Raw genomic sequence first — 13,295 nt, 5'->3', positions numbered from 1 at the left:
CGCTCAGGGCACGCACGGCGCGTGGAGATCTTGGAAGATTTGGGCCCCTCCAGGGGCCGTTTGCTTCCAAGATCTGCCCGGGGACGGGGTTGAGCCGGCACGCCCCGGCGGACCGGGACCAGGTCAGGGGTGTGGCCCGCCGTGACCGGCGCAGGGATCAAGCCTGACCGCCCGGAGCCGGGCACGGCGGGCCACACCCCCAACCGCAACCACACGACAAGCCGCCACCATGCCAACCCGCCCGCCACACCGACCAACCGCAACCACAAGCGAGCCTGCCGCCGACGTAACCACCGCACCCCCAACCCGCAACCACAGGCGGACCCGTCCCAGAACACCCCAACCGCGGCCAACGCGACGCGCCGCCGCGAACACCACCCCCGGGCGACCACAAGGCGGAGACGCCATACCAGAGCGGCGAGCACGAACAGGCCACAGGAGACGGACACAAGGGACGGACGCGAGATTCGGCAATTGCGAACCCCGATTGAAGGATCGAAGAACATCGCCGTACGGGGGCAGCGGACGAAGGCTACTTGACGGTAGATACATAGACCATGACGAACACCCTCGACCGTCGTACCCTCCTGCGTGTCGCCGGCGCCTCCGCCGGCACGGCCGTGCTCGCCGGCGCCACCCTTGCCGGCCCGGCCCAGGCCACCGGCAGCGCCTTCCGACACGGCGTGGCCTCCGGTGACCCCCTGCCCGACGGCGTCCTGCTCTGGACCCGGCTCACCCCCACCGAGGAGTCGCAGCCGGGCTCCGGCGTCGGCCCGGACGTGACCGTGACCTGGCAGGTCGCCGCCGATCCGGACTTCGCCTCGGTGACCGCGCAGGGGACGTTCGCGACGGGGCCCGCCCGTGACCACACCGTCAAGGTGGCGGTGAGCGGGCTGGCACCGGCGACGACGTACTGGTTCCGCTTCGGCTTCACCGGGGCCTGGTCGTCCACGGGCCGCACGATGACCGCGCCGGCGGCGGATGCCGAGATCGACCGGCTTCGGCTGGGCGTGGTGTCCTGTTCGAACTGGGAGGCGGGGTTCTTCGCGGCGTACCGGCACCTGGCGGAGCGGGGCGACCTGAACCTGGTGGTGCACCTCGGTGACTACCTGTACGAGTACGGCACCGGCGAGTTCGCCGCCGGGGACACCGTGGTACGACCGGTCCGCCCGGCGCACGAGACCCTGACGCTGCAGGACTACCGGACCCGGCACGCGCTCTACAAGAGCGACCCGGACCTGCAGGCCCTGCACGCGGCGGTGCCCTGGGCGATCACCTGGGACGACCACGAGGTAGCCAACGACCAGTGGTCGGGCGGCGCGGAGAACCACACCCCGGGCACCGAGGGCAGCTTCGCCGACCGGATGGCGGCGGCGCGGCAGGCGTACGCCGAGTGGATGCCGGTGCGCACCGGTGCGGACGGCGCCATCTACCGGCGGCTGCGCTTCGGTCGGCTCGCCGACCTGTCCATGCTGGACCTGCGGACGTACCGCTCGCAGCAGGCCTCGGGGCTGGCCGTGGACGACCCGCGCCGGACCCTCACCGGCGACGCGCAGATGGCGTGGCTGAAGGCGGGTCTGGCCACGTCGGACGCGCGCTGGAAGCTGGTCGGCAACCCGGTGATGATCTCCCGGCTGGACGTGGGCGCCCTGCCGGCGTGGCTGCTCGGGCCGCTGGGCACCCTGCTCGGGATCCCGCAGAACGGGGCGGTCCTCAGCAGGGACCAGTGGGACGGCTACAACGCCGACCGCAACGAGCTGATCGACCACCTGCGGGCCAACGGCACGAAGGACGTCGTCTTCCTAACCGGTGACATCCACACGTCGTGGGCGAACGAGGTGACGACGAAGTCGACCGGCCTCACCGACCCGGCCGCCGCCGAGTTCGTGGTGCCGTCGATGACCAGCGACAACGTCAACGACTTCCTGGGTCTGCCGGCGGGTAACGCGCTCAGCGCCCTGGGCGCGGGCCTGATCCGCTCGACCAACCCGCACGTGCGGTGGACCGAGCTGGACGGGCACGGCTACGGCGTGCTGGAGGTGACGCGGCAGCGCTGCCGGATGGACTGGTACCACCTGGTCGACCGGACCCGCGCCGCGACCGGCAGCCGCTGGGTGGCGGGGTGGTCGGTGGCCGCCGGCTCGGCACGGCTGCGCCGGGAGAGCGCGCCGCTGGTCTGACGGTACGGACACGAAACCGGCCGGCCCCGTACGGGGACCGGCCGGTTCGTCATGCGGTTGTCACCAGTTCTGGGCGACGATGTCGGCCGCCTGCTCCTCCCACTGGGCGTAGTGGAACGGGTACGCCGAGACCTGCACCGTCTGCGCCGCGGTGGTCAGCGGCAGGTCCTGCCAACCGTCGACGTTCTTCAGCGCCTCGAAGAACGCCGTGGAGGCGTACTCCGGGTCGGTGATCTGCTCGGGCGAGCCCCAACCCGACGACGGGCGCTGCTGGAACAGGCCCTGCGAGTCGTGGTCGTTGTACATGCCCAGGTGGCCCAGGTTGTACAGCTTCGACTCCTGCAGCGCGGTGGCGATGCCGATGACCGCGCCCCGCTCGCCGACGCCGGTCTTCTTGGCGACCTTGATGATCTCCTTGGCGTTCTCACGCTGGGCGTCGTCGAGCGGGATGCGCGACTGGGCGCCCTGCACGCCGTGCGGGATCAGCTCCTCGCGGGTCGGCTTGCCGGCCTTGGGCTTGTCGGTGGTGCCGCCGGTCGTCAGGCCCGACTCGACGGGCACGTCGGAGCCCGACTCGGACACGCCCGACTTGGCACCCTTGCCGGTGGCCAGCTCGATGGCGGCCACGGCGCCCTCGTGCGGGCCGCTGGTGATGGGCGCGGCCACGGCCGACGGGGCGACGGCCAGCGCGCCGATGGCGGCCACGCCCGCCACGCTGAGCGCGACCTTGCGGTTCGAGTCCTTGGTGACGGCCGGAAGCCATCGGGCGATCTTGTCGGTCGAGTCGTTCGCGATGGCCGGGAGCCATCGGGCGATCTTGTGGGTCGAGTCCTTCGCGATGGCCGTGAGCCATCGAGTGAAGTCATCCTTCACGATGTGCCCTTTCGGTCAGGCGAAGCGCTCCGGAATGAGCACTCCGTGGGGGAACTGCCAGGCCGGAAGGGGTTTGAGTTCCGGCGGTACGGGGGACACAACCCGCTTGGCCCGCCGACCATTCCGGTTACGGTGCCCGGCGGCGCCCGCGGGACGCAGGTCACGCCATGTTTCGGGACGGACGGTCGGCGACCCCGCGGGCGGCGACGAAACGGTCGATACGCGTGACCGGTCGCCGCCCCGACAGCCGGTACAGATGGCCGGAACCGGACACCCGGCGCGGAGGCGTCGAATCGGCGCGGGAGGCCGCCCGGAGGGGGCTGTGCGCCTGCTGAGCGGGGGTCCGGGCCAGGTTAGAGTGAAGGCGCCGACTGGAAAGGCGAGGACGGTGACCACTGGAGCGGTGGTCGGCCAGGTCGACCTGGGTGACCACATCTGCTGGACGTACGACGTCGAGACCGCCGGTCTCGACGCCGTGGGCCGGTTCGTCGCCGCCGGTCTGCTGCGGGACGAGAAGGTCGTCTGCTTCCTCGACACGCTCGACCCGGCGGCGGTGGTGGCTGCGGTGCACGAGCGGGGCGCGGCGCCGGAGGAGGCCCTCGCGGACGGACGCCTGCGAATCCGGCCGGCCACGGAAAGTTACCGGCCGGACGGCCGGCTCGATCCGGACCGGATGGTCTTCTCGCTGGCGGACGAGAGTGCCCGGGCGCAGCGGGAGGGCCACGTCGGGCTCCGGCTGGTGGGCGACATGTCGTGGGCGGCCCGCACCGGCACCGACGTGGCGGAGCTGTGCCGCTACGAGGCGAGCGTCAACCGGCTGTTCCCCGACGGGCGCGTGGCCGCGCTGTGTCTCTACGACCGGCGGCTGTTCCCCGCCGACGATCTGTGGACGGTGGCGGCGACCCACCCGTCGACGGTCGGTCCCCGGACCGGACGTACGTGGATCCCGCTGCTGCGGGCGTACCGCACCGGGCAGCCGCCCGGCCTGCGGCTGGTCGGGCAGGTCGATGTCAGCAACCGGGCCGCGTTCGCCGCGATGGTGACCGACGCCACCGACCGTCTTCCCTTCGGGCGGGCGGTCGTCCTCGACCTGTCCGGGGTCAGCTTCGCCGACGTGGCCGCCGCCACCGCCCTGGTGGACGCCGGCCGTGCGGCCCGCCCGCGCGAGGTGCGACTGGTGGGGTGCCGCCCACCGCTGCGCCGGCTGCTCGATCTGGTCGGCGCGGAGGTACGGGCGTGACGAGGACGCTGCCGAACCAGGACACGTTCGTCCACGAGGGACTGTTCTACCCGGACACCGACGCGCTGGTCGCCGGCCTGGTGCCGTTCGTCACGTCCGGCCTGGCCGCCGGGGAACCGGTCCTGGTGGCGATGCCCCGCGCCCACCTCGAGCTCGTCCGCGACGCCGTCGCCGACGCGGACGCGGTGAGCTGGGCGGACATGGCCGACGCGGGGCGCAACCCGGGGCGGATCATCCCCTGGGTGTTGCAGGCGTTCGTCGAGCGGCACCCCGGCCGGCGGGTACGCATCGTCGGCGAGCCGATCTGGGTCGGGCGCAGCGACACCGAGTACCCGGCGTGCGCCCAGCACGAGGCCATGATCAACGCGGCTTTCACCGGCCGCCCGGCCACGATCCTGTGCCCGTACGACGCGACGGGCCTCGACGACACCGCGCTGGCCGACGCGCACGCCACCCACCCGGTGCTCGTCGACGCCACCGGCCGCCGGTCGAGTCCCGCCTACGCCCCGTCGGACGTGGTGGCCCGCTACAACGCGCCGCTGCCGACGCCGCCCGGGCCGGTCGACGTCCGCGCCTACCACGTGGACACGCTGCCCGAGCTGCGCCGCTTCGTGGCCGCCCGCGCGGCGGTGGCCGGCCTCGGCGAGGACCGGGTGGCGGACCTCCAGATCGCCGTCACCGAGCTGGCCGCGAACAGCGTCGCGCACGCGGGCGGCGGCGGGACGCTCCAGGTCTGGACGACCCCCGAGCACCTGGTCTGCAAGATCCACGACGGCGGTTGGCTGGCCGATCCGCTCGCGGGCCGGCTGACCCCGGCGAGCGACGGCGTCGGTGGCCGGGGCCTGGTGATCGTCCACGCCCTCTGTGATCTGGTACGCGTGCACACCACGCCCGCCGGGACCACCGTACGCCTGCACATGCGGCGCTGGCTCTGACGGCGGGGCCGGCACGTCCCGGCGGACCGCTCGCCGGAGCAGCGGCGCGCTCAGTGCCCGCGGGCCAGCCACTCCTCGAGGTGGGGCAGCTCGGCGCCGGTGGTGGTGCTCGCGCCGTGCCCGGGGTGGACGACGGTCTCCGGCGGCAGGGTGAGCAGCAGGTCCCGGATCGAGCGGATGATCGTGCCGAAGTTGCTGTACGAGCGCCCGGTGGCGCCCGGCCCGCCGGCGAACAGGGTATCGCCGGTGAACACCACGCCGAGCGCGGGCACGTGGAAGCTGCACGCGCCGGGACTGTGCCCGGGGGTGTGCAGCACGAGCACGCTCGTGCCCGCCACCTCGACGGTCCCGCCGTCGCGCAGGTCACCGCCGGGCGGCTCGTCGGGGTGAACCAGGTCCCACAGGACCCGGTCGGCGGGGTGCAGGAGCACGGGGGCGCCGGTGGCCCGGGCCAGCGCCGGCGCCACCCGGACGTGGTCGTCGTGCGCGTGGGTGGCGAGGATCGCCCGCACCCGCCGGTCGCCGACGACGGCGAGGATCGCGTCGACGTCGTGCGGCGCGTCCACGACGACGCACTCGGCGTCGTCACCGAGCACCCACACGTTGTTGTCGACCTCGAAGGTCTGCCCGTCGAGTGAGAAGGTCCCGGCGGTGACGGTGTGGTCGATGCGGGAGGCCATCAGAAGACCACCACCGAGCGGAGCACGTCACCGTGGTGCATCCGGGCGAAGGCCTCCTCGACCTGGTCCAGCGCGATCTCCTCGGTGACGAACGCGTCCAGGTCGAGCCGGCCCTGCAGGTAGAGCGCGGTGAGCGCGGGGAAGTCCCGGCTCGGCAGGCAGTCGCCGTACCAGCTGGACTTGAGCGCCCCGCCGCGCCCGAACACGTCCAGCAGCGGCACCTCGACGGTCATCTCCGGCGTCGGCACGCCGACCAGGACGACCGTGCCGGCGAGGTCGCGGGCGTAGAACGCCTGCTTCCACGTCTCCGGCCGGCCGACCGCGTCGATGACCACGTCGGCGCCGAAGCCGCCGGTGGCCTCCCGGATCGCCTCCACCACGTCCTCGGCGGACGCGTCGACGGTGTGCGTGGCGCCGAAGCGGCGGGCCCAGTCGAGCTTGCGGGCGTCGGTGTCCACGCCGATGATCGTCGTCGCGCCGGCCAGGGTGGCGCCGGCGATGGCGGCGTCGCCCACGCCGCCGCAGCCGATCACCGCCACGGAGTCGCCGCGGGTGACGCCGCCGGTGTTCATCGCCGCGCCGAGGCCGGCCATGACACCGCAGCCGAGCAGGCCCACCGCCGCCGGCCGGGCGGCCGGGTCGACCTTGGTGCACTGTCCGGCGTGGACGAGGGTCTTCTCGGCGAAGGCGCCGATCCCGAGGGCCGGGGCGAGTTCCGTGCCGTCGGTGAGGGTCATCCTCTGGGTGGCGTTGTGGGTGTTGAAGCAGTACCAGGGGCGGCTGCGGCGGCAGGCCCGGCACACGCCGCAGACGGCTCGCCAGTTGAGCACCACGAAGTCGCCGGGCGCGACGGACTCGACACCGACGCCCACCTGCTCGACGATGCCGGCCGCCTCGTGCCCGAGCAGGAAGGGGTAGTCGTCGGTGATCCCGCCCTCGCGGTAGTGCAGGTCGGTGTGGCAGACACCGCACGACAGGACGCGGACCACCGCCTCACCCGGCCCGGGATCCGGCACCACGATCGTGGTCACCTCGACCGGCGCACCCTTGCTGCGGGAGATGACTCCCCGGACCTGCTGGCTCATGATCTCCTCCTGCTCCGCGGCGACGCCGGGCCGTAGATGCGCTGCCGCGGCACCGTCGATCACGCCTCCGGTTGAAACTACCGCCGATCATCCCCATCGTCCCGTTCGGCGCCGGGGTTACCACCGCCGATGCCGGGTAGGCGGGTGCACGGTTCGATCGTCGGGACGGGAGTGGGCCATGAAGGTCAGCCATGTGCCGTTGCGGGTCACCATCGGCGCGTTCTTCCTCAACTCCGGGCTGAGCAAACGGACGCTGGAGGGCGAAGCCGCTCAGGGCTTGCACGGGAGGGCCGTGGGCGCCGTCCCGCAGCTCAAGCATCTCGACGCGAACCGGTTCGCCCGGCTGCTCTCCCGGGCCGAGACCGCGCTGGGCGTCGCGCTGCTCACGCCGTTCGTCCCGTCGGCGCTGGTCGGTCTGGGGCTGGCCGGGTTCAGTGCGGGCCTGGTGCAGCTCTATCTCAAGACGCCGGGGATGCGCGAGGCGGGCAGCCTGAAGCCCACCCAGCAGGGCACCGTGCTGGCCAAGGACATCTGGCTGCTCGGGGCCGCCCTGACTCTGGTCCTCGACGACCTCACCCGCCGCCGGCCCGCCTGAGCACCGAACCACGCAGGCAGGCACACGCGGGCGTCGCGGAGTCCCGGCCGACCCGGCGGGTGCCGGTCAGGAGGTCGCCGGTTGGGGAGCCGGCGCGGCGGCCGCCCGTTCGGCGGCGTGGCGGCGCCGGGCGGCGTTGCGCCAGCGCAGCACCTGCACCGCTCCGAGCGCCCAGAGCGCGTACTGCACCGCGAAGGCCCAGCGGAAGGCGGTCAGGTCGGGTGTGCCCCGCCCGCCGGGGGTGGCCAGGTCGAGGACCACTCCGACCGCCAGGACGAGGCCGATCGAGGCGACGAACCCGCCGACGTTGACGATGCCGGCGGCGCTGCCGAGCCGGCTGACCGGGTTGAAGGTACGGGCGTAGTCGAAGCCGATCATCGAGCCCGGCCCGTTGACGGCCAGGACCAGCACCAGGGTCACCAGCAGCCAGCCCGGCGCGCGGCCGGGCCAGACGAGCACGACCGTCCAGACCGTCGCCGTGGCGCCGGTGATGGCGAAGACCAGCACCGAGCGACGGTACGGGTGGCGGGCGCACAGGTGCGCGATCGCGGGCCCGGAGAGCAGCGTCGCCACCGTCATGAGGGTGAGCAGCGAGGCCGCGGCGGTGGGGCTGAGGTTCTGCCCCTGTACCAGGAACGGATATCCCCACAGCAGGGCGAACACGGCCCCGGAGAACTGGGTGACGAAGTGCGTCCAGAGTCCGAGCCGGGTGCCGGGCTGGGCCCAGGCGGCGCCGAGTTCCCGGCGCACGGCGGCGAGGGTGGGGGCCGGGCCGGTCGCGGTGTCCCGGTGCGGCGTGTCCCGGACGGCGGCGACCACCATCAGCAGCACGGTGGCGCCCACCGCGGCGGCGACGAGGAAGGCGGTGGTCCAGCCCGCGCGGTGCAGCAGCGCCACCAGGGGTACGGCGCCGAGGATCGCCCCGAGTTGGCCGAGCGTCCCGGTCAGCTGGGTCACCAGCGGGTTGCGGCGACCGGGGAACCAGAACGCCACGATCCGCAGCACGCTGATGAAGGTCGCCGCGTCGCCCAACCCGACCAGCATCCGGGCCAGCACGGCCAGGCGGACGTCGGTGGCGAGGGCGAAGCAGAGCTGGCCGGCGAGCATCAGCGCGCCGCCGGCGATCAGCAGCCGGCGGGAGCCGAACCGGTCGAGGAGCACCCCGACCGGCACCTGCATCGCCGCGTACACGGCGAGCTGGGCGACGGAGAAGGTGGCCAGCGCCGAGGCGTTGATGTGGAACCGCTCCACGGCGTCGACCCCGGTGACCCCGAGCGAGCTGCGGTGGAACACCGCCGCCACGTACGCGCTGAGCGCCACGCCCCAGACCAGCGCGGCGGAGCGGCGGGGCACGACCGGGGCGGGGACCGGCAGGGTCACCGTAGCGTCCGCAGCACGGTCGCGGCGTTGTCGATGTGGGCGGCGACCGCGGCGAGCCAGGGCTGCGGGTCGTCCGAGTCGAGGGCGGCGAGCTGCGCCGCGTGCTCGGTGAGCGCCACCTCGGCCCAGCCGGGCGAGAGCCGGAAGCTCGCCTCCCCCATCCGCAGCTGCCGGTCGCGCAGCCGCTGGTACAGCTCGGCGAGGATCTCGTTGCCGGCGGCGTCGACGACGGTGGCGTGGAAGGCGCGGTCGGCGGCCATCAGGGCGGTGAGGTCGCCGGCGGCGTGCGCGACGCGCATCTCGGCCAGCCGGGTCGCCAGCTCGCCCTTGAGCGCGGCGCGGCGCGGCCAGACCCGCTCGGCGGCGTGCAGCTCGATCAGGCGCCGCGCCTCGATCACGTCCGCGATCTCCCGGGCGGACACGGGACGGATCAGGGCGCCCCGCTTCGGGTAGAGCTTGACCAGCCCCTCCGCCTCCAGCCGCAGCAGCGCCTCGCGTACCGGGGTGCGGGAGACGCCGGTGGCCTCGGCGATCTCGCCCTCGCTGACCAGCGACCCGCCCGGGTGGATCTGCTCGAGAATCGACCGCTTCAGGTGCCGGTACGCGCGTTCGGCCGCCGACGGCGCGGCCGAACGCGTGGTGGTCACCTCGGCGGGTGCGGGCGCAGAGGGATGCGTCATGTATCTATGATGCGGCGCGGCGTCTCCGTGGCGTACGCCGCCCCGGAGGACGGTGGCTCAGGCCACGTCGGTGGCGGTGTCAGGATCGAGCCCCGGCTCCACTGGAGGCGTCCCAGGCCAGCAGGCCGCCGGGGTCGACGGTGAAACCGTCGGCGAAGGGCGCGCCGAAGCCGCCCAGCAGGTCGGCGAGCCAGCGGGCGTCCTCCGGGCCGGCCCGTTCCAGCCGCAGCCGGCGCATCCGCACCGGGGCGGCCCGCAGGCAGCGCAGCCGGCCGGTCTCCCGGTCGAGCGTGGGCAGCCAGAGCAGGCGCAGCTCCGGCCGGTACGCCTCGTACCCGCCGATGCCCTCGTAGTCGTCGACCAGGTCGCCACAGCCGTAGAGGATCAGCCGGTCGCGGTACACCTCGACGGGGCGCGCATGGTGCGAGGAGTGCCCGTGCACCATGTCCACGCCCGCGTCGACGAGGCGGTGGGCGAAGGCCACGTGCTCGGGCGGCACGTCGTACCCCCAGTTGGTGCCCCAGTGCACGGAGACCACGACCCGGTCCCCCGGCCCGGCCTCGGCGGTGATCCGGGCGGCCAGCGCCTCCGCCGACGCGGCCGACACCTCCGGCAGGTACGCGACGCCCGGCCGGTCGCCGGTCGCCGCCCAGTGCGGTGGCACGCCGCTGGACGGGGCGGCCACCGACCAGACCAGCAGGCGGCCGTCGGCGAGGGGCACCGCGGCGGGCCGCCACGCCGCGGTGGCGTCCGGGCCGGCGCCGGCGGTCGCCACCCCGGCTCCGGCCAGCGCGTCCAGGGTGTCGGCGAGGCCGACCGGCCCGAAGTCGAGGCAGTGGTTGTTGCCCAGCACGCAGACGTCGAGCCGCGCGGCGGTCAGTGCGGCGACGTTCGCCGGGTGCATCCGGTAGTGGATGCCCTTCGTCGGGTCGTGCGTACCCCGCCCGGTGACGGCGGTCTCCAGGTTGACGATCCGTACGTCGGGAGCGACCGTGTCGAGCAGGTCGAGCGCTTCCCCCCAGAGCCGCTGGGGCGGCGCCGGTCGCGGGACGGGACCGTTGGCGGCCTCGACGAGGGCCACGTACTCGCGGGCGTCGCGCACCGCCTGCTCCCGCAGGTCCGGCGGGGCGGGCCGGCCCAGGATCGCGTCCACGCCGCGACCGGTCATCACGTCGCCGCCGAGCAGCAGGGTCAGGTCCGCCATCCGTCCGGTGTTCCCCGCCCGGCCGCCACCCTCACCTGCCACCGCATGAAGACGTCGCACGCTGTCGGGCAGTGTCGTACCGAGTGGTTAGTTTGCCCGACGTGGGGCACCGGAATCGGCCGAGCGTGATTCAGGCGTACCGGTTCGCCCTTGACCTGTCCCCCGGGCAGGAGCGGGCGTTGCTGGGTCATGCTGGCGCTGCCCGCACGGCCTACAACTGGGGGCTGGAGCGGGTGAAGGCGGTGCTGGATCAGCGGGCCGCCGAACGCAGCTACGGCATCGGCTCGGAGCACCTCACGCCCACGGTTGGTTGGACGTTGCCGGCGCTGCGCCGGTCGTGGAACGCGGCGAAGGGCGAGGTGGCGCCGTGGTGGCGGGACTACTCGAAGGAGGCGTACAACACCGGCCTCGACACCCTCGCCCGGGCGTTAAGGAACTGGGCCGACTCCCGCTCGGGCAAGCGATCCGGCCGGCCGGTCGGCTTTCCCCGATTCAAGTCCCGCCGCCGCTCGGCACCGGCGGTCCGGTTCACCACCGGCACCATCCGCGTCGAACCCGACCGTAAGCACGTGGTGCTGCCCCGGCTGGGCCGACTGAAGCTGCACGAGTCGACCCGCAAACTCGCCCGCCGGCTGGAAGCCGGCACCGCCCGGATCCTGTCCGCCACCGTGCGCCGCGACGGTCACCGCTGGTACGTGTCGTTCACCTGCGAGGTCCAGCGCGCGCCACGCACCCCCGCCCGTCCGGATGAGACTGTCGGCATCGATCTTGGGGTGAGGCACCTGGCGGTACTGTCCACCGGCGAACTGGTGCCGAACCCGGGACACCTCGATGCCGCCCTGCGCAAGATTCGCCGAATCAGCCGTGGGCTGTCTCGCAAGGTCGGCCCCGACCGGCGCACCCGCCGGGATGCCTCGAAGCGGTGGTGTCGGGCCCGGACAGCGCTGGGCCGGGCGCATGCCCGGGTGGCGAACCTGCGCCGCGATGGCCTGCACAAGCTCACCACCCGCCTCGCCACAGGCTACGGCACGATCGTGATCGAAGACCTCAACGTCGCCGGCATGCTGCGCAACCGCAGGCTGGCCCGGCGCATCGCCGACGCCGGCTTCGCCGAGATTCGCCGGCAACTGGACTATAAGACGCAGTGGTGCGGCGGCCGGTTGGTGGTGGCCGACCGCTGGTACCCCTCCTCCAAGACGTGCTCGGCGTGTGGCGCGGTGAGAACCAAGCTGGCCCTGTCGGAGCGCACCTTCACCTGCACCACCTGCGGCCTCGTCCTGGACCGGGACGTCAACGCCGCACGCAATCTGGCCGCCCTGGCGGCCACCGTCGCCGGGAGTGGCCCGGAGACACTAAACGGACGCGGAGCCGACCGTAAGACCCCGCCTGCGGGGCCGGTGGCTGTGAAACGTCTACCCGGCACCGCCACCGCGGGCAAGACCGGGACCGTCCCACCGCAAGGTAGGACATCCAATCATGCGCCTACTTTGGCTTCATGAGAGAAAACGGTAGCAGGGCCGCCATGACCGAGGACGTGACGGTGGTCGTGGCCACCCGCAACCGGCGTGGACAGGTGCTGGAGACGCTGTGCCGGCACGAGGCGCCGGTGATCATGGTCGACAACGGCTCCGACGACGGGACGCCCGAGGCGGTGTCGCGCGCGTTCCCGGGAGTACGGGTGGTGCGGCTGGGCTGGAACGCCGGGGCGGGCGCCGCCCGCAACGTCGGCGTGGACCTGGCCCGCACGCCGTTCGTCGCGTTCGCCGACGACGATTCGTACTGGGCGCCGGGCGCGCTGGCCGAGGCGGTGCGGGTGCTGCGGGCGTACCCGCGGACCGGGCTGCTGGCCGGGCGGGTGCTTGTCGGCCGGGAGCGGCGCCTCGACCCCGTGTCGGCGGAGATGGCCCGGTCGCCGCTGGGCACGCCGGCCGGGGCGCCGGGCCCGTCCGTGCTGGGCTTCCTGGCCTGCGCGGCGGTGCTGCGCCGCGACGCGTTCCACCAGGTCGGCGGGTTCACCGAGCGACTGCGCACGTACGGCGAGGAGGCGCTGCTGGCGATGGACCTGGCCGCCGCCGGTTGGCAGTTGACGTACGTGGCGGATGTCGTGGCCCACCACCTGCCGCTACCGGCGGGGCGTGACCTGCGCGAGCGGCACCGCGTCGAGGCGCGCAACCGGGTGCTGACCGCCGCCCTGCGGCGACCGGCGCCGCTGGTGCTGCGGACGGTGGCGGAGACGCTGCGCGAACCGGCCGGGCGACGCGGCCTGCGCGACGCGGGCCGCGAGCTGGCCTGGGCGCTGCGGCACCGGCGCCGGCTGCCGGAGCAGGTGGAGGCGGCGCTGCGCACCCTGGAACGGGCCCCCACCGGGACGCCCGCGCCGGAGCGGCAGGTACCGGCGCGCGTCGGGAACTGAATCCGGCGGGGCCGGTGCGCCGCCTAAGGT

11 protein-coding genes and 1 pseudogene are annotated in these 13,295 nt (G+C 73.7%); 6 read left to right on the top strand and 6 right to left on the bottom strand.

The features are described 5' to 3' along the window. The first annotated feature begins 557 nt into the window (after positions 1-557). Complete coding sequence (locus ACTMS0_RS28465; RefSeq protein ID WP_441158355.1) at positions 558-2,180, top strand: alkaline phosphatase D family protein; 1,623 nt, start codon at positions 558-560, stop codon at positions 2,178-2,180. Between the two features lie 60 nt (positions 2,181-2,240). Here ACTMS0_RS28465 and ACTMS0_RS28460 read toward each other — a convergent pair. Further along, positions 2,241-2,918, bottom strand: a pseudogene (locus tag ACTMS0_RS28460) (hypothetical protein); the annotation flags it as partial. 523 nt (positions 2,919-3,441) lie between these two features. Here ACTMS0_RS28460 and ACTMS0_RS28455 point away from each other — a divergent pair. Both ACTMS0_RS28455 and ACTMS0_RS28450 read left to right on the top strand, forming a co-directional pair. Further along, positions 3,442-4,293: an MEDS domain-containing protein gene (locus ACTMS0_RS28455; protein ID WP_441158354.1), complete on the top strand. Its 852-nt coding sequence runs from the start codon at positions 3,442-3,444 to the stop codon at positions 4,291-4,293. Continuing rightward, complete coding sequence (locus ACTMS0_RS28450; protein ID WP_441158353.1) at positions 4,290-5,228, top strand: anti-sigma factor RsbA family regulatory protein; 939 nt, start codon at positions 4,290-4,292, stop codon at positions 5,226-5,228. The genes ACTMS0_RS28455 and ACTMS0_RS28450 overlap by 4 nt, the downstream gene beginning before the upstream one ends. Positions 5,229-5,278: 50 nt before the next feature. On the opposite strand, the gene ACTMS0_RS28445 is transcribed toward ACTMS0_RS28450, so the two are convergent. Then, positions 5,279-5,908 (bottom strand): MBL fold metallo-hydrolase, encoded by a 630-nt coding sequence (locus ACTMS0_RS28445; RefSeq protein ID WP_441158352.1) that lies wholly within the window; start codon positions 5,906-5,908, stop codon positions 5,279-5,281. After that, positions 5,908-6,993, bottom strand: a complete 1,086-nt coding sequence (locus tag ACTMS0_RS28440) for an S-(hydroxymethyl)mycothiol dehydrogenase (protein ID WP_441158351.1) — start codon at positions 6,991-6,993, stop codon at positions 5,908-5,910. Before ACTMS0_RS28440 ends, ACTMS0_RS28445 begins: the two co-directional genes overlap by 1 nt. A 178-nt stretch (positions 6,994-7,171) precedes the next feature. Here ACTMS0_RS28440 and ACTMS0_RS28435 point away from each other — a divergent pair, with 178 nt between their 5' ends. Next, complete coding sequence (locus tag ACTMS0_RS28435) at positions 7,172-7,588, top strand: hypothetical protein (protein WP_441158350.1); 417 nt, start codon at positions 7,172-7,174, stop codon at positions 7,586-7,588. 66 nt (positions 7,589-7,654) lie between these two features. Here the strand turns inward: ACTMS0_RS28435 and ACTMS0_RS28430 are convergent, their stop codons facing one another. From ACTMS0_RS28430 to ACTMS0_RS28420, 3 genes are all read right to left on the bottom strand, one after another. Further along, complete coding sequence (locus ACTMS0_RS28430) at positions 7,655-8,968, bottom strand: MFS transporter (protein WP_441158349.1); 1,314 nt, start codon at positions 8,966-8,968, stop codon at positions 7,655-7,657. Then, entirely contained in the window at positions 8,965-9,648 is a 684-nt protein-coding gene (locus ACTMS0_RS28425; protein WP_441158348.1) for a GntR family transcriptional regulator, read from the bottom strand. The genes ACTMS0_RS28430 and ACTMS0_RS28425 overlap by 4 nt, the downstream gene beginning before the upstream one ends. Before the next feature lie 79 nt (positions 9,649-9,727). Next, positions 9,728-10,852: a CapA family protein gene (locus ACTMS0_RS28420; RefSeq protein ID WP_441158347.1), complete on the bottom strand. Its 1,125-nt coding sequence runs from the start codon at positions 10,850-10,852 to the stop codon at positions 9,728-9,730. 101 nt (positions 10,853-10,953) lie between these two features. On the opposite strand from ACTMS0_RS28420, the gene tnpB reads away from it, so the two are divergent. Beyond that, entirely contained in the window at positions 10,954-12,351 is a 1,398-nt protein-coding gene (gene tnpB, locus ACTMS0_RS28415; RefSeq protein ID WP_441158346.1) for an IS607 family element RNA-guided endonuclease TnpB, read from the top strand. A 23-nt stretch (positions 12,352-12,374) separates the two neighbouring features. Next, positions 12,375-13,265 carry a glycosyltransferase family 2 protein gene (locus ACTMS0_RS28410; protein WP_441158345.1) on the top strand — a complete coding sequence of 297 codons (891 nt, stop codon included), beginning with the start codon at positions 12,375-12,377 and terminating at the stop codon, positions 13,263-13,265. The last annotated feature ends 30 nt before the right edge of the window (positions 13,266-13,295 follow it).

The organism is Micromonospora sp. H33 (assembly GCF_052068455.1).
Taxonomy (GTDB): Bacteria; Actinomycetota; Actinomycetes; order Mycobacteriales; family Micromonosporaceae; genus Micromonospora.
The sequence above is the reverse complement of the archived record's forward strand: the minus strand, read 5'-3'. Positions and strand labels throughout refer to the sequence as shown.

Bases quoted from the DNA above. Each gene is read 5' to 3' on its own strand.
- ACTMS0_RS28435 (WP_441158350.1), top strand. From the start codon at position 7,172: ATGAAGGTCAGCCATGTGCCGTTGCGGGTCACCATCGGCGCGTTCTTC.
- ACTMS0_RS28440 (WP_441158351.1), bottom strand. From the start codon at position 6,993: ATGAGCCAGCAGGTCCGGGGAGTCATCTCCCGCAGCAAGGGTGCGCCG.
- ACTMS0_RS28465 (WP_441158355.1), top strand. From the start codon at position 558: ATGACGAACACCCTCGACCGTCGTACCCTCCTGCGTGTCGCCGGCGCC.
- ACTMS0_RS28445 (WP_441158352.1), bottom strand. From the start codon at position 5,908: ATGGCCTCCCGCATCGACCACACCGTCACCGCCGGGACCTTCTCACTC.
- ACTMS0_RS28425 (WP_441158348.1), bottom strand. From the start codon at position 9,648: ATGACGCATCCCTCTGCGCCCGCACCCGCCGAGGTGACCACCACGCGT.
- ACTMS0_RS28410 (WP_441158345.1), top strand. From the start codon at position 12,375: ATGACCGAGGACGTGACGGTGGTCGTGGCCACCCGCAACCGGCGTGGA.
- ACTMS0_RS28420 (WP_441158347.1), bottom strand. From the start codon at position 10,852: ATGGCGGACCTGACCCTGCTGCTCGGCGGCGACGTGATGACCGGTCGC.